The following is a 17,514-nucleotide window of genomic DNA, read 5'->3' on the forward strand; positions in this document are numbered from 1 at the left end:
GGCGGGGACCGGACCCTTGGGAAGGGGCCGGTGTCGCCCGCAGTGCATATGCGACACTCCACTGGCTCCAGATCCTGCGATCCTCGAGCGGCTTGACCGGATCGTCGGTGACCGTGTCCCGTGGCAGACGCATCAGATGGCCGGTGACGTTGCACACGCTCTGGCGACGCTCGCGGACCGTGTCGATGCGGTCATGATCATTGTCGGCACGAAGGAGCCGTCTCTGCGTCGCACCGTGCAGGAGGTCTTCTCCGGTGCCGTCGGCGCCCGTCTCGCTCACCGTCAGCACCGGCCGGCCCTCATGATCCTCCTCGCCCCGGTCGATGATTCGGAGCCGCTGCCCTGGTCCTGACCGAGGTGCGGGCGTAGGCTGACGGCAGTGGTGATGGATCCCGCCCGAGCGTGAGCTCGAACTGCCGCCGAGGCTGATGGTTCCTACCTTCTCGATCAGAGACCAGGTAGGTGACCCATGCCCGCGCATCCCCCGCTCGTCCTCGTGTGCCACGGCGAGAGCACCGGCAACGCCGACGGTCTCTTCTGCGGCGTCCTCGACGTCCCCCTCACCGACCTCGGACGTGACGAAGCGCGACAGGCCGCGACGCTACTGAGGGACGCATCGATCGACCCCGATCTGATCCTCACGTCGACCCTGCAACGCTCCACCGAATCGGCCCGGATCATCGCCGGCGCCCTTCCAGGGCGGCCGCGGATCGTCGCGGCCCAGTGGCGGCTGAACGAGCGCAACTACGGAGCGCTCACCGGCCTGTCCACAAGCGCCGTCGGAGCCCGGTACGGGGCCGACGCCTTCCTGGAGTGGCGCCGGTCGATGGACGTCCGCCCGCCTGCTCTGTCCGCCGCCGCCTTCGTGCAGCTGCACAGGTCCGCGGCGTTCCGTGGGCAGCCGGCCGAGGCGATGACGGAGACGGAGTCGTTGCGCGACGTCGTCCACCGACTGCAGCCGCTCCTCGAGGAGCGAATCCTGCCCGCCCTCCAGGAGGGCGAGACGGTGCTCATCGTCGGGCACGGCAACTCCCTGCGCGCGCTGCGCGCCCTTCTCGAGGACCTCGGCGATGCCGCGGTCCGCGATCTGAACATCCCGACCGGTCAGCCGTACCTGTACGACACCGGGCCGTCCGGGACACCGATCTCGAGGAGCGGACGCTACCTCGACCCCGCAAGAGCCGACCGGGCGGCGATCACGCTCGCCCACGAAGGAGGAACCTGATGAACGCCTACATCAGCCACACCCGCACCAGCATCCACGGGACGGGCGAGTACGTCACCCACCCCGCCGGACACCCGCTGGTCATCACCGACGTCGCCGCACGGCAGATCCTCGACTCCCGCGGCTTCCCGACCGTCGCTGTCACCCTGCGTCTGGACGACGACACCGTCCTGGACGCCTCCGCCCCCGCGGGCGCCTCGACGGGCGCGTTCGAAGCGGTCGAGCTGCGCGACGGCGGCCCCGCGTTCGGCGGACGCGGAGTCCGCTCCGCTGTCGCGGCCGTCGACGGCGAGATCCGCGCCCTCCTGCTCGACCACTCCTGGACTTCGCTTCGCGAGATCGACGAAGCGCTGCGAGCACTGGATGGAACCGCGAACCTCGCCCGCCTCGGAGCGAACTCCGTCGTCGCCGTCTCCATCGCGGCCGCCCGCGCCTTCGCCGCGCGCACCGGCCTGCCCCTGCACCGGTGGATCGCCGATCACACCGGGGCGACCGCCTCCCTGCCCGTCCCGCACTTCAACGTCATCAACGGCGGCGCGCACGCCGCGAACGGCCTCGACTTCCAAGAGTTCATGATCGCCCCCGTCTCCGCCGGCACCGAGGAGGAGGCCGTGCAGGTCGGCGCCGAGATCTATCACGCCCTCGCCGCCCGCGTCCGCACCGCCTACGGCACCTCCGGGCTCGGCGACGAGGGCGGCTTCGCGCCCCCCATCGACCGGCCCGAAGACGCCCTGGACCTCCTCGTCGCAGCGATCACCGACGCCGGATACCAGCCCGGCACCGGTGACATCGCGATCGCGATGGATCCCGCCGCGAACGGCTTCTTCCACGGCGACGGCCACTACACCGTCGCCGGCACCGATCTCGACCGCGACGCACTCGCCCGCTACTACGAGAAGCTGATCGCCGACTACCCGATCCGCAGCATCGAGGACGGCTTCGCCGAGGACGACCACGAGGGCTGGGCCCTCCTCGCCCACGCCATCAGCGACCGGGTGCAGCTCGTGGGAGACGACCTCTACGTCACCGACGCCGACCGCATCCGCGACGGAGCCCGCAACGGCTACTCCAACGCCGCACTCATCAAGCCCAATCAGATCGGCACCATCACCGGCACCCTCGACGCGATCGCGGCCGCGCACGACGCCGGCATGCGCTGCATGGTCTCCCACCGCTCCGGCGAGACCCTCGACACCTTCATCGCCGACCTCTCGGTGGGAACCGGAGTCGGGCAGATCAAATCCGGCGCCCCCGCGCGCGGCGAGAGGGTCGCGAAGTACAACCGCCTCGTCGACATCGAACACCTCGACCCCACGCTGCACTACGGTCTCACCCACTGACCCGCCCCCTCCCGAAAGGTCCCACTCCCCGTGACTGATGACCGCCACCGTCACCGCCCCCCGGACCCCGACCCCGAGCTGCCGGTCGACAGCGACCTCGACGTCGACGACGCCCCCGACGGGACGCCACGACCCGTGCACCTGCGTCCGCGATACCTCCTCCTCGTCGCCGCCGGCGGCACGGTCGGGACCGGGGCGCGGGAGGGCCTGACCCTCGCGTTTCCCGCCGATCCCGCCTTCGACACCGTCGTCTTCGCCATCAACATCGTCGGCGCGCTCCTGCTCGGCGTACTCCTGGAGAGCCTCGCCAGAGCCGGCAGCGACGAGGGCCGACGCCGCACCGCACGGCTGCTGCTCGGTACCGGAGCGCTCGGAGGCTTCACCACCTACAGCACCCTCGCCACCGACACCGCCCACCTGCTCACCACAGGACACCCCGCACCCGCCGCCCTCTACGCGCTCGGCACCGTCCTGCTCGGCGCCCTCGCGTCCTGGACCGGAGTCGCCCTCGCCGCAGCACTCCACCGGCGACGCACGCAGAGGAAGGTGCCGGCATGACACCCGCACTGTTCCTCGCGCTCTCCCTCGCCGGTGGAATCGGAGCCGCAACACGGCTCCTCCTCGACGGGCTCATCAAGGCCCGCACCGGCGGCGCCTACCCCTGGGGCACCACCGTCATCAACGTCACCGGATCACTCCTCCTCGGCCTGATCACCGGCCTCGCCCTCGCAGGCATCGCCCCCGAGCCGTGGCGACTCGTCCTCGGCACCGGCTTCCTCGGCGGCTACACCACCTTCTCCACCGCCAGCCTCGAAACCGTCCGTCTCCTCGCCGAAGGACGCCAACTCGCCTCCGCCATCAACGCTCTCGGCACGCTCCTCCTCAGCGTCATCGCCGCAGCAACAGGACTCTGGCTCGGAGGCGCGCGATGAGCATCATCGATGCACCCTCACCGGCAGTGGTGGTCGGCCTTGCCGGCGTCGATTCCGGCCCGGAGTCGGGGCACGCAGGGTCCTTCCGTTCAGCGGGTGCGGTGCGCCGTGAACGACCTCGCCGGCATGTCATCACGGGGCGATCTGGTCGCGTCTCTCCATGAGCGGTCCTGCCGTTGCGGGGTCCCGGGCGGCTCATCACGGCATGCCATCAGGCGGCTGAAGGCGGTCAGCCGTACCCGGGACCCCTGGCGCGTTCCAGAGCCGACAACTGCCCCGAATCCACGGAGACAACGGTGAGGAAGGCGGTCGGACTCCGGGGGAGCGACGCCGACCGGGACGCGGAGCGGCGTCAGCAGTGGGAGGGCCTCGACCCCGTGCTGCGCTCCCTCGGCTTCCCGAAGGGGCTGTGACGCCGGCCCGGTGGACCTCACCGGGCCGGCGCCCGCGCGCTCAGCGGTGCGCGGGTCGGAGCCCCAGCAGCGTGTCGACGATCACGAAGGCCGCGAGGCTCGCCCCCAGGAGCGGGAGGAACAGCCCGAGCGCGGCGGCGACGACCAGGACGGACGCGACTCCCCACCACGGCGCGCGCCGGAGCGCTCCCCGGGCCGGCGGGGTGCCGCCGAGCCGTCGGGGACCGCGGGTGGGGCGGCGCTTCCACCACATCAGGTACCCGAGCACGACCATCGTGGCGATGCCGGCCGCGGTGACGAACAGCAGCAGCTGGTTGGGCAGCCCGAACATCGAGCCCATGTGCGTGTCGATGCCCCAGCGGGAGAGCTTGGCGACGAGGCCGAAGTCGGCGAAGTCGACCCGGTCGACGACCTGCATCGTGCTCCCGTCGATCGCGACGCCGTCGACCTCGGTCGGGAAGCTGCGCTGGATCTCCTGCACGACCCAGGCCGAGCCCTCCGCCGCGGGCGGCCGGATCTCGACCAGTCCCGTGTTCACGTTGACCTCGCGGGCGACCGAGAGCACCGAGTCGTAGGCGGCCGGCGAGTAGCCCGCCGTCGACTCGACGGCGTCGCCGGTGGCCGCGCCGTGTCCGGCGTGCCCGGCGTGCTCGTCGGCCACCTCGCCGGTCCGGTCGCCGAGCGTCGTCCCCAGCGAGGGCGTGGTCCAGCCGACTGCGGAGCGGAGGGTCTCGAAGTTCCCGCCTCCGTAGAGCGACCAGGTGATGCCTGTGGTCGAGAGGAACAGGGCGCCGACGAGCAGCCAGACGCCGGTGGAGGCGTGCCAGGAGAACAGGCGCTTGTAGCCGGTGGTCCTCGGCGCGGGGCGCAGCAGGTCCCTCTTCACGCGGGCGCGGCGGAGGCGGATGATCCAGAGGCCCAGGCCGGCGAGGGCGACGACCCCCAGCCAGGAGGCGGCGAGCTCGCTGTAGGAGCGGCCCACGTCCCCGAGGTGCAGCGTCCGGTGCAGGTCGCTGATCCAGGTCCGCAACGGCAGGGCGCCGCTGGTGCCGTAGGCGGTGAGGTCGCCGCGGACGTCGGCGGTGGCCGGGTCGATGAAGACCGCGCGGGTCTCGCTGGCGCCGAGCGACGGGTCCGCGTACATCACCCGGGTGGTGTCGCCGGGGTTCGGTGCGGGGCGGACGGCGACGATGCTCTGCCCGCCTCCGGTGTACGCGTCGGCGGCGTCGATCTGGTCGGCCAGGGGCACGTAGGTGTCCGCTTCGGGGCGTGCAGCTCCTGCGCGTAGACGACCTGCTCGAGCTGCGGGGTGAGTGCGTAGAGCGCTCCGCTGGTCGCGGCGACGAGGATGAACGGCCCGACGAACAGGGCGGCGGAGAAGTGCAGGCGGAGCAGCAGCTGTCCGAGCCAGCCTGCGCTGCTTCTGTGCGGCGGGGGCGGGGTGTCGGCGGAGTCGCGGGGTCTCGTGGCGGTGGTGGTCATGCTTCTGGTCCTTCGGTGCTGTGGCGGGTGCCGGTGAGGGTCAGAGGAGGGTGTCGCCGATGTAGCCGCCCTCGACGCAGCCCGGCGGGATCGCGAAGACGGCGGAGCCGATCGGCGTCGTCCACTCGTTGAGCAGGTCCAGCTCGTCCAGGCGCTTCTGGATCGGCACGAACTGCGCGGTGACGTCGGCCTGGAACGCCGCGAAGATCAGCCCGGAGTTCGAGATGTCCTCGCCCGTCGGGGTGTCGTCGTAGTTGTAGGCCCGGCGGTGGAAGCGCTCGGCGGTGTTCTCCGAGCGGGCGCGCCTCATGTGCGAGAACTCCGGGATCACCGGGAAGCCGATGGTCGTCGTCGCCTCGAAGTCGGGCTCGTCGGCCTCCGCCGTCCCGGTGAGGGGCGCGCCGTTCGCGAGGGTCCAGGGAGGAGACGGGTCGGTCAGACGCTGCGGGGACCTCCGGGGAGGTCCTCGCCGCGGCTCGCGTCGATGATCAGGAGGCGGGCTGCAGAAGGGGGCCGCGCCGCAGCGCCGCCTGGGGGAAGACGCCCGAGGCGAGGGGGAGCACGTCGCGCAGCTCGAAGGAGGAGCGTCGCGCGGGTCGAGGAGCGGCCACCGGAGTCGGCAGGACCCGCACCAGGCGGGTGACGAGGTGGCTCGTCGTCGCGGCGACACTGACGAGGAGGGACTCGCCGCGGTGGAGCGCCGCGGTCGTCGCGACGGCGGCGACGAGGTGCGCCGCCCACATCGAGGAGCCGGTCATCCCGCTGTGCGTCATCGCCGCGCTGACGTCGATCACGGCACCGTGGTGCGCGTGCAGGGTCGGCGCATCGACCGGCCCCGCGAAGGTCCCGATCGTGAAGAGCGTGTGGAACAGGAACTGGCTGACTCCCACCGAGACCGCCAGGCGGACCAGGGAGAGCCTGCGCCCGGCGAGCGCCACGCACACCAGGACCGACAGGACGAGCGGCATCGCGACACCGAGCGGACCCGGGATCTGGCCGCCGCCGGCCACGTGCGAGAACAGCGCGACGAGCGTCGCCACCGTCGCCACGACGACACCCCGGAGGGTGCGCAGCGGGCGCGACGACGACATCTCCCCAGTGTCGCAGACGTCTCCTTCCCGCGGAGGACCGCTCCCGGGCGAGAGGAGCGGCCGGCCGACGGTTCCTCTCAGCGGGCCGCGGAGGCTCCGGTGCGTCACTTCTCGGGCCGGACCACCAGCCCGACGCCGCCGCCGCGCCGCACCGGTTCGGCGACCGCGGTCATCCGGCCGGAGGGGTCGACCTCGATGGCGGCCACCGCGCCGATCTGCGCGGCCGAGGTGAAGGTGTCGCCCGAGGGGACCAGCTGCTGGCCGAAGGGAGCGAGGTCGTCGGCGTACGCCTCGATGAACTCGGGCTCGGCGGAGGTCGTCGCGCCGTTGCGCTGGGAGGCGCGGGGCGCTGCCACCGCCTCGGGGAGCGTCATGCCGAGGTCGATGCGATTGACCAGGGTCTGCAGGACCGTCGTGATGATCGTGGATCCGCCCGGCGAGCCGACGACGAACCGCACGTCCCCGCCGTCGAGCACGATCGTCGGCGACATCGACGAGCGCGGGCGCTTGCCCGGCTCGATCCGGTTCGGGTCCCCGTCGACGAAGGTGGGGGAGAAGTCGGTCATCTCGTTGTTGAGGAGGAAGCCGCGGCCGGGGACGGTCATCGCCGAGCCGCCGGTCTGCTCGATCGTCAGCGTGTAGGAGGCGGCGTTGCCCCACTTGTCGACGACCGAGAGGTGGGTGGTGGAGATGTTCTCGGTGTCCGACTCCTCCGCGGCGGGGGCGGTCGCGCATCCGGAGCCGTCGAGAGCGCCGGGCGCGACCGGGCGGACGGAGGCGGTCGCCGGGTCGATCGTGCAGTCCCGCGAGTCCGCGAACTCCTGGCTGAGGAGCGTCTCGGTGGGCACGTCGACGAAGGCCGGGTCGCCGACGTAGGCGCCCCGGTCGGCGAAGGCGCGGGCGGACGCCTCGAGGTAGAGGTGCAGGGCGCTGCCGGTGTCCTCGGACGCGAGGTCGTGGTTCTCGAGGATGTTGAGGGCCTCGCCGACCGCGATCCCGCCGGAGGAGGAGGGTGCCATCCCGTAGACGTCGAGTCCGCGGTAGGAGACGCGGGTCGGCGCCTGCTCGGCGACCGAGTAGGCCGCGAGGTCGGCGGCCGTCATCGTGCCGGCCGGGGCGGGGAGGTCCGACCCCTCGGCGATCCGCGGGTTCTGGACCGTGTCGGCGATCTCGGCGGCCAGCGCGCCCTCGTAGAACGCGTCCGGCCCGTGGACGGCGATGGAGGTCAGCGTCTTCGCGAGGTCGAGGTTGCGGAAGGTGCTGCCCACCTTCGGCGCGTCCCCACCGGGGAGGAAGAGCTCGGCCGTGTCGGGGAACGCCTGGAACCGCTCGAGGTTGTCGAGCGTCTGGTTGCGGAAGGTCTCGTCCACCCGGAAGCCCTTCGCCGCGAGCGCGATCGAGGGCGCCAGCACGACGGGGAGCGGCAGGGTGCCGAAGCGGTCGACCGCGGTGTCCCAGGTCGCCACCGTGCCGGGCACGCCGACCGCGACGCCGGAGGAGACGAGGTCCGGGGTGAACGGGTACGGGGCTCCGGTCGCGGGGTCGAGGAACGCGTCCGAGGTGATGCCGGCCGGCGCTGTCTCGCGTCCGTCGATGGTGCTGACCTCGCCGGAGGCCTTGTCGAAGTAGACGAAGTACCCGCCTCCGCCGACACCGGCGCTGTAGGGCTCGCTCACGCCGAGGGCGGCGGCCGTGGCGACCGCGGCGTCAGCTGCGTTGCCGCCGCGCTTCAGCACCTCCATGCCCACGCGGCTCGCGTTCGCGTCGACGCTCGAGACCGCTCCGCCGTAGCCCACCTGCGTCGAGGGCGAGATGAGGGGTCCGCCGAGGAAGTCGCGGATCTTCTCGGGCGTGAGCCCGCTGTCCTTCAGGTATCCGGAGACGGGCCTGTCGAGAGCGGACGCCGGTGCGGCACCCGCCACTCCCACCGAGACGACCGCGACCAGCGCGATCCCGATCCTGCGGAGCACGGGTGTCGTGGCCATGGCGTTCCTCCATCGGAACTCAGTGGTGCGCGGTTGGCGATGCGGGTCCCCCCAACCTAGGGGCGGGGTGGGGGTGCGGGGTAGGGGGTGTGTGGCGGGCTCCACGATCGGTAGGCCTGCCCTTGCCGCGTGCCGGACCGGATCGTGGGGTGCCCCTGAGCGGGGCCGCTGTCTCTATCCGTCCGGCCGCCGCTCTTGACACACGAGAGAAGTAAGTGTTCGATCAGTCACATGCCTTCTCCCTCCACCCGCTCCACCGCCGAGGCGCAGCGCGAGCGGATCACCGCGGCGGCGCTCCACGTCTTCGCGCGCACCGGCTACGCCGCGACTCCGATCACCGAGGTCGCGGCCGAGGCCGGCGTCTCGCCCGCCTACGTCTTCCGCCTGTTCCCGGGCAAGCTCGGCGTCTTCGTCGCAGCGGTCGACCGCTGCTACGAGCAGGTGGCGTCCACGCTCGCGGCGGCGGGGGAGGCCTCGGACCCGGCCGACCGGCTCGAGGCGATGACCGTCGCCTACATCGACCTGATCGCCGACCGCGACCTGATCATGCTGCAGTCACAGGCGCAGAGCGCGTGCGAGGTCCCCGAGATCCGCGAGGCAGTGCGCCGCGGGATCTCCGCGGTCGTCCGAACGGTCACCGTCGTCTCCGGAGCCGACGGCCCGGCCGTGCAGCGCTTCGTCGCCTACGGGCAGCTCTGCCACCTGATCGTGCAGACCGACCTCGGCGGCGTCGACTCCGAGTGGGCCCGCATCGTCTCCGACGGCATCCGGCACCGCGACTGAGCCCGCGGTCCTCCCGCCTGCTCCTCTTCTTCCTCCCCTCCTCCTCTTCGCCACCCTCTTTCTCATGCCCGCCGTTGTGACTGTCCAGTCACTCACTACAAATTCCAGGAGCCCCTCATGTCCACCACCCTTCCCCGCACCACCACCCGCGTCGTCCTCCCCGGGATCGTCGAGCCGTCCGGACTGCTCCTCGAGCAGGCACCGGTCGAGCCTCCCGCGGCCGGCGAGCTGCTCGTCGCCGTCGAGGCCACCGGCATCTCGTTCGCCGAGCAGTCGATGCGCCGCGGCCGCTACTTCGCCCAGCCGCCGTTCCCCTTCACGCCCGGCTACGACCTCGTCGGCCGGGTCCTCGCGGTCGGCCCCGGCGGCGACGCGTCGCTCGGGGGCCGCCGTGTCGCCGCCCTCACCAAGACCGGCGGCTGGACGGGTCACGCCCGCGTCGCCGCCCGCGACTGCGTTCTCGTCCCCGACGGAGTCGCGTCGGAGGACGCCGAGGCCGTCGTGGTCAACGGAGTGACGGCGTGGCAGATGCTGCACCGCTCGGCCCGGGTCTCCCGCGGTGACACGATCCTCCTGTTCGGCGCGAACGGCGGAGTCGGCGGCCTCGTGCACCGCCTCGCCCGCCTCGAGGGGATCCGCGTGATCGGCGCCGCCTCGCCCCGCCACCACGAGGCCCTCCGAGCGGCCGGAGTGGAGCCCGTCGACTACGCCGATCCCGACCTCGCCGCTCGCGTGCGCGAGCTCGCTCCCGGCGGAGTGCAGGCCGTGTTCGACAACGTCGGCGGAGCGACGACCCGGCTGGCGTGGTCCCTGGTCGCGCCCGGCGGCACCCTCGTCGCGTACGCGATCGTCAGCGCGAGCACCGGGAGCATCTGGCCCCCGTTCCTCCGCCAGCTCGCGCGGATCCAGGCCTACCAGCTCGCCCCCAACGGCCGGCGCGCGGTCTTCTACGACCTCTGGGCGGGCCACTCGCTGCGCCCCGCGCGCTTCCGTGCGCGGCTCGAGGAGGACCTCGGCCGCGTGCTCGGACTCCTCGCCGACGGCTCGCTGACGGCCAACATCGCCGCCCGCTTCCCGCTCACGGGGATCGTCGAGGCGATGGAGCTCGCCGAGTCCCGGACGCTCGACGGCAAGGTGATCCTGCTGCCGTGAGCGGGGTGCGTCCGGGCGGAGGGTGATTCCGGTGCGGAGGCGCCCGGGCGGCGAGCAGAGGAGAATGGCGCGGTGGACACGGGACTGGTCGAGGTGCTGAAGGCGCTGGGCAATCCCACGCGGCTGCAGATCATGGAGTGGCTCCGCTCTCCCGAGGCGTCGTTCAGCGAGTTCGAGCCGATCGCCGACCGCGCCGAGTTCGGGGTCTGCGTCACGCATCTCGCCGCGAAGAGCGGTCTCGCGCAGTCGACCATCTCGTCGTACATGGGATCCCTGGAGCGCGCGGGCCTCGTCCGCTCGACGCGCGTCGGGAAGTACACCCACTACCGGAGGAGCGACGCCGACGTCGACGGGCTCCTCAAGCGGCTCGGAGCCTCGATCTAGCGACGTATCGCGAATCGTCGATATGATCGGCGGCATGACCGATGCTTCCGAGGCCGCTCCCGCTCGCCGCGCTCTGCTCGTCCACGCCCATCCCGAGGAGCGGTCCTTCTCCTCGGCGCAGGCGGACGCGGTCCTCGAGCAGCTGAGGGCCGACGGCATGGAGGTGCGCCGGCTCGACCTGTACGCCGAGGGCCGGGACCCGGTGCTGCACCGCGACCAGTTCGCGCCCGGCTCAGGCTACTTCAAGCCGCAGGCGCAGCAGATGACCGCGGTCCTCGAGAAGACGCTCGGGGAGCCCGTCACGAGCGACCTCGACGAGCTGATGCAGGCGGATCTCCTGGTGCTCTCGTTCCCCCTGTGGTGGTTCTCGATGCCGGCGATCATGAAGGGCTGGATCGACCGCGTCTTCGTGATGGGCGCGACGTTCGGAGGCGAGCACGGCGTCTTCGCCGAAGGCGGCCTGCGTGGCAGGAGCGCGATGCTCCTGCTGACGACGGGCGGCGGCGAAGCGGCCTTCGCGCCCGGCGCCGCCGACGGCTACGGCGACCTGCAGTCGTTCCTCTTCCACATCCATCGCGGGATGCTCGAGTTCGTCGGGTACGACGTCCTGCCCCCGGTGGTCACCTACGGTCCCGCCCGCCTGGACGCGGCCGGACGCGAGGAGGCCCTGCAACGGGCTCGAGCGCAGGCGTCCGCATCGACGGCCCGGCTGCGCTGCGCCTAGCCTTCGCCGCTGTGCCTCCCGGCCGCCCTCAGACCCGCGACCGGCTCGCGTGCGCGCGGGCCTTCATCCGGTTGCCGCACGTCGCCATCGAGCACCACTTGGCGGTGCCGGGGCGGCTGCGGTCGAGGAGGAAGAGGTTGCACTCGTCGTTCGCGCAGGCGCGGAGCCGCCCGGGGAACCGGGCGTTCACAGCGGACCAGGCGAGGACGGATTCCACCGCGAGTCGATCCGGCTCGGGAGCGCTCAGCTCCCACACGACGCCCTCACCGGTGACGCGCGGAGTGCGCACGGCGTGCGCGACCAGGTCCGCGAGCTCCGCGACGGCCGCGGGCGCGCCCGAGCGCACGACGGCCTGGAGCGCGTCGCGGGCGCGGCGCAGCCGCTCGAGCTCGTCCTCGGTGCCGGCTCCGCCCCACCGCCGGGCGAGCCCGCGACCGGACGTGTCGCCGAGGTCGTCCGTCGGCTGTCCGTCCACCACGGGCGCGCTGTTCAGCACCGCCAGGAGCAGCTCCTCGTCCCGATCCATCGTTCCCCGTCCTCCCGCGCCGTGCGGCCCGTTCGATCCATGCTAGCGTCCGGCTAACCAGTAAATCTGATTTGAAGGGTTAGCCATGGTCGTCGTCCATCACCGCACCGTGTCCGTCGACGGACTCGACGTCTTCTGGCGGGAGGCCGGGCCCGTCGACGCGCCCGTCCTCCTGCTGCTGCACGGGTACCCGAGCAGCTCGCACATGTTCCGCCACCTCCTCCCCGCCCTCGCCGGCCACTACCGCGTCATCGCCCCCGACCACATCGGCTTCGGACGCTCGTCCGCGCCCTCCGTCGACGACTTCGACTACACGTTCGCCGCCCTGACCGCGGTGGCCGGCCGCTTCCTCGAGACCATCGGGGTGACCCGGTACACGATCTACGTGCAGGACTACGGCGCCCCCGTCGGCTGGCGCCTCGCCCTCGCCGATCCGTCCGCGGTCGTCGCCGTGATCTCGCAGAACGGCAACGCCTACGAGGAGGGCTTCGTGCCCGGCTTCTGGGACCCGATCTGGGCCGACGCCGCCGAGCGGACCGACGAGACGCGCGACGCCCTCCGGCCGGCTCTCGGCCGGGAGGCCGTCGAGTGGCAGTACACCCACGGTGTCCCCGACTCCAGCACCGTCGACCCGGACGCCTGGGAGCACGACCTCGCGCTCCTCGCCCGCCCCGGCCAGGACGACGTGCAGCTGGCCCTCTTCCGCGACTACGCCACCAACCGCGCCCTGTACCCCGCCGTGCAGGCGTGGATCCGCGAGTCCGGAGTGCCCGTCCTCGCCGTCTGGGGCCGGAACGACGAGATCTTCGCCCCCGCCGGCGCCCAGGCGTTCCTCCGCGACGCCCCCCACGCGCGCATCGAGCTCGTCGACGGCGGGCACTTCCTGCTCGAGTCCCACCTCGACCGCGTCGTCAGCGCGATCACGGACTGGCTCGGCCGCGAGTGACGGTCCCGTGAGCCGGGCGGGCCCGCTGGTTCGGCCTCGCGGGAGCGGCCACGGATGCCTGCTCCTGCTGCCGGCAACCGCGCCGACGTCGGCGCAGCCGGGTCGCGATCCCGACCCGCTGCGCCCGGCGAGACCCTCCTGCCCGGCGCCCCTCAGCGGCTGAGGAGGGCGACGAGGTCGGTCGCGATGCGGTGCTCGACGTCGGCCGGGACGGGCTGCACGGCGGCGTCGAGGTCCGCGGTGACGACAGCGGCGAGGCTCCGGGCCTGCAGGGTCAGGCCGAGGTCCATCGCCTGGATCGGATTCCCGCCGGCCGCGGTGAGGTTGATCATCCGGCCGTTCTCGAGGCGGACGATCCGCTTGCCGTTCTTCAGGCTGATGCCCTGCCGGCGCTGTCCGTCGGCGAACTCGGTGGTCGACTCCGTGGCGGCCGCGAGGGCGTCCTCGTCGATCTCCCACGGGAAGTGGCCGACGCCGGCGATCACGGCGCCGTCGGCGAACGCGTCGATCTCCGCCGCGCCGATGACGCCGGGTGCTCCGGTAGCGGTGAAGACGAACTGCGCGTCCGAGAGGACGTCGGCGACGGGTCCGACGCGGTGGCCGCGGAGGATCGCCTGCAGCGAGCGGATCGGGTCGACGTCGGCGACGGAGACCCGCGCTCCGAGCTGCGCGAGGGTGTCGGCGACTCCGCGTCCGCACGGGCCGTAGCCGATGACCGCGGCGCGGGTGCCCGGGATCATGAGGTTCGTGGCGTTCATGAAGCCCTGGACGACGCTCTGGCCGACCCCGTACTCGTTCTCGACGATCAGCTTGAGGGGGGAGTCGTTGATGACGACGACCGGTCGCGGGAGGGTCGCGCTGTTCTCCCGCAGGCGGATGCCGCCGGTGGTGGTCTCCTCGGTGCCGCCGAGGTAGTGGTCCGGGACGCCCGAATTGATCAGGCGGAGGGTGAGGTCGGCGCCGTTGTCGAGGGTGAGATCGGGATCGTGCTCGAGCACCTCCTCGATGTTGCGGAGGTGCTCCGCCTCGCCGTCGCTCTGCTTCGTGTGGACGTGCACGCCGAGGGCGCGGAGGTCGTCGGCGACGTCGTCCTTCGTGGTTCCGGGCGAGCCCGTCAGAGCGATGTCCATCCCGGCCTCGACGAGGAGCGACACGAGCGCGGCGGTCTTGGGCTCGACGTGGAGGCAGATCGCCAGCTTCTTCCCGGAGAGCACCGGAGCAAGCTCCCGGACGGCCTGCGCGGTGAGGGGCATGTGGTCGAGAGCCCAGCGGCTCGCCGGGTGGGAGAGGGAGGAGGTCATGGCGGGTCCTGTCTGGAGTGGGTAGGTGCGTGCGTCGAGTGGGGGCGTCGTGTCGCCGGCGGCGCGGGAGTCGCGTCAGGGCGCTCGGCCCCCGGCGGGCTGCCGCCGGGGGCGGCGTCCCGCGTGCGTCGAGTGCGCGGTCCTGCACGCGACGTCCTGAGGAGGCCGATCGCCGGGGAAGGCCGCGAGGCCTCGCGCGGGGCTGATCTCCGTGCGACGGAGCCTGAGGTGCATCTCCTCACGCTGGGCCGAGGTCGGCACGGCGCGGATCGTCATCGGTGAGGACACCAGCCCAGTCTGTCGCCCCGGACGCGCCCTCGCTCGGATGATCGTGCTCGGCGGCGGCACCTCGGGAGAGGTCGACCTGTCGTCAGGTGACGTCCTGCGCGGCCCGACCAAACGCCACCGCTACCCTGACGCCATGCGCCGCAGCCTCGACGACCCTCCTCGGAATCGCGCCCGCGCCGGCTCCCCGGCCGTCGCGTCCGTCTGATGGATCGGCGACGGACGGACCGCTCGGAGCCGGTTCGCGAGGTCCGGCCCTCGAGGGCCCGGCAGAAGAACGAGTCGCGACGGCTGAGGCCCGTCGCCGTCCTCCCCGCGCTGGTCCTGCTGGCGGGGAGCGTCTGGGGAGTCGTGATCGCCGACGACCGCGGTGCCGCGCTGGCCGTCTACCTCGGGCTGTTCGGGTTCGCCACCGTGGTGGCTCTGGTGATCGTCGGAGTGCTGGCGCTCCGCAACCGGCGGTTCCTCGCCACCGCGTCCCTCCGGATCTCGGACCGGACGATCGAGTGCACGGACGCTCGAGGCAGGGTCGTGACCTTCGACCGCGCCGACCCGTCGGTGAAGGCGCTGCTCGCGTGGGTGCCCGCCGGCCCCAACAGTGAGGGGATCGATCTGCCCCCGTCGCTGATCCTGTTCCTGTCGGACGGGAGCCGGTCGCTGCGGCTCCGCGGGGCGGACTGGGAGCTCGAGGATCTGCGGGCCGTCGTCGCCGCCGTGACGACGCCGCTCTTGCCGGCGGCGCGTGGCGTGCACACCGGTGGCCGGAGCGTGTGGGCGCGCCTGACCGGAGCCGCTCGCCGGCGGGAGATCGAGGCGCCGCCCGCCCTGGAGAAGACGCTCAGCCCCTCCGAGATCAACGAGCTGATCCCCGGAACGATGAGCTTCCGCGAGACCCGTCCGCTGACGTCCGCCCTCCTGATCGGGTTCGGCTCGGTGGCTCTCGTGCTGGGCGTCGTCGTCGGGGTCGCCTTCGTGGTGGTGCCCGGGTAGCGGAGGAAGTCGGCAGCAGTGCGACAGGCCTCCGAGCGGCATCTCGCGCCGAAGGGGGAGGTGCGCTCAGGTGGGATGCGTCGGCGGAGGGAATCGCAGATGTTCCGCGAGCGGGTGCCTTCCCAGATCCGCCGAGGTGGCGCGTCAGGCAGTCAACTGCGGAGGGGGTCGTGAGCAGGGCTCAAATTCCAATGACCTTAGTGCCGAAGGCAGACAAGAGGCTTTCCCGGAACAAAGGATGCGCTCCGAGAAACTCTTCTGGACTGCGATGCTCCTTGATAATAGGAACCGACCGCGCTAAAGACCCGTGGCCTTCTACACTAAGCTCGCGTAACTCGTCGACTAAGCCGTTGCGGCTTAGTCCTGTCGGCTCGAGAGCAACATATCGCAGGCCTAATGCTATCAGCATCTTCTGCTCAAGCTCAATATTCTCACCGAGACCATGTGCGGTCATGTAGTCCAGAAAATCAAGATCGAACGTTGAAAGAAGCTCCGTGATGCTTATATCGCGAACGATGCCGTCCCAGGCAATGCTTCCTCGAACAAGAGTGCCGGTAACCCTATGCTTTCGAGCCAGTGTTATCTCTGGGATGAAGGATGCATCGCGGTCGCGGGCAATTTTGAACAAGCCATATAGTATGGACTGCGGACAGTAGATATTCAGTCGAACCTCTGCGCCGATATGCTCCGCCTCCTCAAGCCAGCTGTGGATGATTTGGGGCCAGGGGTCCGTTCCCCGAGTAACCTGGTCCACGTTCCCTAGTAATTTGAGCCACGCGGGACGATTAGCAGGAACGACTTGGTCCGAATAGTTCATCGCATATCTGCTGCGACTTCCCGACACGAGTTCGAGTAGACGCTCGCTCGGCCATACCAGCGGGTCGGCAAATACCCCCGATCCTTCTGTGACTACCAGGCTCCATGTTTCGAGTACTCCTAGTTGGTAGGGCGTGCTTATTGAGACTTCGTCGCATTCAATGATCCTAGATAGATGAGTTTGGACCAACTCTTCTTGCCAGTAGTCCTCCGGTTCGAATTCATCGATCGCGTCCTCTGAAAAATGAAGACTAATATGCTCTCGCATTGCTTGGTCAAATTTAGACAGGGCTAAGAAATTAGCGTACGGGAAAATAACGCGCTCGTCCGAGCCGGAGTAATCGAGGCTAAGTAGAATAAAATCTTCCACATCCGAGAGCAAGAGTGCATCTTTGGCCTGCTTTACGGACAGATCACGGGCTTCAGCGCTCTCGAAAAGCATTCCGAAATAGGAGGGGCATAGGTCAAGGCCGGCAGATAATTTGCTAGGGATTACAGGGTCGCAACGAAGAATAGTGCCACTACTATCCAGAATGAGCTCAAGCCCAGTAAGGTAGAAATCGGCATGGCTTTGGTATCTTGAAAAAGGAACAGCAAGTTCATGCCAGGTAGTTGAAATCAATATGCAACGTAACTGGTCTGTACGGATGCCGTGATTTTGCGCGAGAAGTGCGACATATTTTTCAAGTTCGTGCAGGGCTTGGCGAGCGGTTTGATCGGCTCGTTTCAGCTCAATGATGACAAGGTCGCCGCGTCCATCACGAGCAAGAATATCGATCGATCCAGATGCGCCATTAGTATTCCGCAAGTGATATTCGACCTTTATTAGAGACAACTCCTCGCCAACGACGTTCAGGTTTTCTGCCAATGCATCCCTGAGGCCAGCTTCTTTGGGTGTCGTGTTGCTACGTTTCAAAATTTGTGCTCCTCTGCAGTGCTTCTCAGTTGTTTCGATTTCGCGAATGGCTGATAACTTTTCGTCTCAGTGTGTCTGAATCGGCCTCGGTTTACGACAATCTCACCCCTTAGAATCGACCTCGTCCCGGTTGCAATAATTCCTGAGAATCCGGCGCGTCCGGCAATAGGACAGCGCGGAGCCTTTATCGCGGTCGCGGCGACGAACTTCGCCGCGACCGCGA

16 protein-coding genes, 2 pseudogenes and 1 riboswitch are annotated in these 17,514 nt (G+C 70.1%); of the genes and pseudogenes, 11 read left to right on the plus strand and 7 right to left on the minus strand.

Features of this window, described 5'->3' with window-relative positions; translation table 11 throughout:
* The first annotated feature begins 193 nt into the window (after positions 1–193).
* The 5 genes from C5B93_RS09460 (at position 194) to crcB (ending at position 3,497) form a co-directional block, all read left to right on the plus strand.
* Positions 194–352: a hypothetical protein gene (locus tag C5B93_RS09460; RefSeq protein WP_181068372.1), complete on the plus strand. Its 159-nt coding sequence runs from the start codon at positions 194–196 to the stop codon at positions 350–352.
* 20 nt (positions 353–372) lie between these two features.
* Positions 373–445, plus strand: a riboswitch (Fluoride riboswitch).
* 24 nt (positions 446–469) lie between these two features.
* The gene (locus C5B93_RS09465) at positions 470–1,225 is read left to right on the plus strand and encodes a 2,3-diphosphoglycerate-dependent phosphoglycerate mutase (protein ID WP_104292329.1); all 756 of its coding nucleotides are present in this window, start codon (positions 470–472) and stop codon (positions 1,223–1,225) included.
* Positions 1,225–2,565 (plus strand): phosphopyruvate hydratase, encoded by a 1,341-nt coding sequence (gene eno, locus C5B93_RS09470; RefSeq protein WP_104224797.1) that lies wholly within the window; start codon positions 1,225–1,227, stop codon positions 2,563–2,565. Before C5B93_RS09465 ends, eno begins: the two co-directional genes overlap by 1 nt.
* A gap of 30 nt (positions 2,566–2,595) precedes the next feature.
* Entirely contained in the window at positions 2,596–3,123 is a 528-nt protein-coding gene (locus C5B93_RS09475) for a CrcB family protein (RefSeq protein ID WP_258062373.1), read from the plus strand.
* Complete coding sequence (gene crcB, locus C5B93_RS09480; RefSeq protein WP_104224798.1) at positions 3,120–3,497, plus strand: fluoride efflux transporter CrcB; 378 nt, start codon at positions 3,120–3,122, stop codon at positions 3,495–3,497. The genes C5B93_RS09475 and crcB overlap by 4 nt, the downstream gene beginning before the upstream one ends.
* A gap of 453 nt (positions 3,498–3,950) precedes the next feature.
* On the opposite strand, the pseudogene C5B93_RS09485 reads toward crcB, so the two are convergent.
* The 4 genes and pseudogenes from C5B93_RS09485 to ggt all read right to left on the minus strand — a co-directional run bounded on the left by C5B93_RS09485 (position 3,951) and on the right by ggt (position 8,468).
* A pseudogene (locus C5B93_RS09485) lies at positions 3,951–5,392 on the minus strand (PepSY-associated TM helix domain-containing protein).
* Positions 5,393–5,432: 40 nt separating this feature from the next.
* Positions 5,433–5,804, minus strand: a pseudogene (locus tag C5B93_RS09490) (Dyp-type peroxidase); the annotation flags it as partial.
* A gap of 76 nt (positions 5,805–5,880) precedes the next feature.
* Entirely contained in the window at positions 5,881–6,483 is a 603-nt protein-coding gene (locus C5B93_RS09495; RefSeq protein WP_104292330.1) for a hypothetical protein, read from the minus strand.
* Between the two features lie 104 nt (positions 6,484–6,587).
* The gene (gene ggt / locus C5B93_RS09500; protein WP_104292331.1) at positions 6,588–8,468 is read right to left on the minus strand and encodes a gamma-glutamyltransferase; all 1,881 of its coding nucleotides are present in this window, start codon (positions 8,466–8,468) and stop codon (positions 6,588–6,590) included.
* Between the two features lie 231 nt (positions 8,469–8,699).
* Between ggt and C5B93_RS09505 the strand changes: the two genes are divergently transcribed.
* The 4 genes from C5B93_RS09505 to C5B93_RS09520 all read left to right on the plus strand — a co-directional run bounded on the left by C5B93_RS09505 (position 8,700) and on the right by C5B93_RS09520 (position 11,511).
* The gene (locus C5B93_RS09505) at positions 8,700–9,251 is read left to right on the plus strand and encodes a TetR/AcrR family transcriptional regulator (protein WP_104292332.1); all 552 of its coding nucleotides are present in this window, start codon (positions 8,700–8,702) and stop codon (positions 9,249–9,251) included.
* A 117-nt stretch (positions 9,252–9,368) separates the two neighbouring features.
* Positions 9,369–10,403: a medium chain dehydrogenase/reductase family protein gene (locus tag C5B93_RS09510; protein WP_104292333.1), complete on the plus strand. Its 1,035-nt coding sequence runs from the start codon at positions 9,369–9,371 to the stop codon at positions 10,401–10,403.
* Positions 10,404–10,475: 72 nt separating this feature from the next.
* Positions 10,476–10,787, plus strand: coding sequence for a helix-turn-helix transcriptional regulator (locus C5B93_RS09515; RefSeq protein ID WP_244230566.1), 312 nt, complete (start codon positions 10,476–10,478; stop codon positions 10,785–10,787).
* A 34-nt stretch (positions 10,788–10,821) separates the two neighbouring features.
* Complete coding sequence (locus C5B93_RS09520) at positions 10,822–11,511, plus strand: NAD(P)H-dependent oxidoreductase (RefSeq protein ID WP_104292387.1); 690 nt, start codon at positions 10,822–10,824, stop codon at positions 11,509–11,511.
* A gap of 28 nt (positions 11,512–11,539) precedes the next feature.
* Here C5B93_RS09520 and C5B93_RS09525 read toward each other — a convergent pair whose 3' ends face one another.
* The gene (locus C5B93_RS09525) at positions 11,540–12,037 is read right to left on the minus strand and encodes a CGNR zinc finger domain-containing protein (RefSeq protein WP_104292334.1); all 498 of its coding nucleotides are present in this window, start codon (positions 12,035–12,037) and stop codon (positions 11,540–11,542) included.
* 85 nt (positions 12,038–12,122) lie between these two features.
* On the opposite strand from C5B93_RS09525, the gene C5B93_RS09530 reads away from it, so the two are divergent.
* On the plus strand, positions 12,123–12,983 hold the full coding sequence (locus tag C5B93_RS09530; protein ID WP_104267634.1) for an alpha/beta fold hydrolase: 861 nt from the start codon (positions 12,123–12,125) through the stop codon (positions 12,981–12,983).
* 152 nt (positions 12,984–13,135) lie between these two features.
* Here C5B93_RS09530 and C5B93_RS09535 read toward each other — a convergent pair whose 3' ends face one another.
* Positions 13,136–14,284, minus strand: a complete 1,149-nt coding sequence (locus C5B93_RS09535) for an adenosylhomocysteinase (protein ID WP_104292335.1) — start codon at positions 14,282–14,284, stop codon at positions 13,136–13,138.
* A 492-nt stretch (positions 14,285–14,776) separates the two neighbouring features.
* On the opposite strand from C5B93_RS09535, the gene C5B93_RS09540 reads away from it, so the two are divergent.
* A complete protein-coding gene (locus C5B93_RS09540) occupies positions 14,777–15,559 on the plus strand; it encodes a hypothetical protein (protein ID WP_104292336.1) in 783 nt (260 codons plus the stop codon).
* Between the two features lie 181 nt (positions 15,560–15,740).
* Here the strand turns inward: C5B93_RS09540 and C5B93_RS09545 are convergent, their stop codons facing one another.
* Positions 15,741–17,291 (minus strand): endonuclease NucS domain-containing protein, encoded by a 1,551-nt coding sequence (locus C5B93_RS09545; RefSeq protein WP_181068373.1) that lies wholly within the window; start codon positions 17,289–17,291, stop codon positions 15,741–15,743.
* Between the last annotated feature and the right edge of the window lie 223 nt (positions 17,292–17,514).

Source organism: Rathayibacter sp. AY1A2 (assembly GCF_002930935.1).
In the GTDB taxonomy this organism is placed as follows: Bacteria; Actinomycetota; Actinomycetes; order Actinomycetales; family Microbacteriaceae; genus Rathayibacter.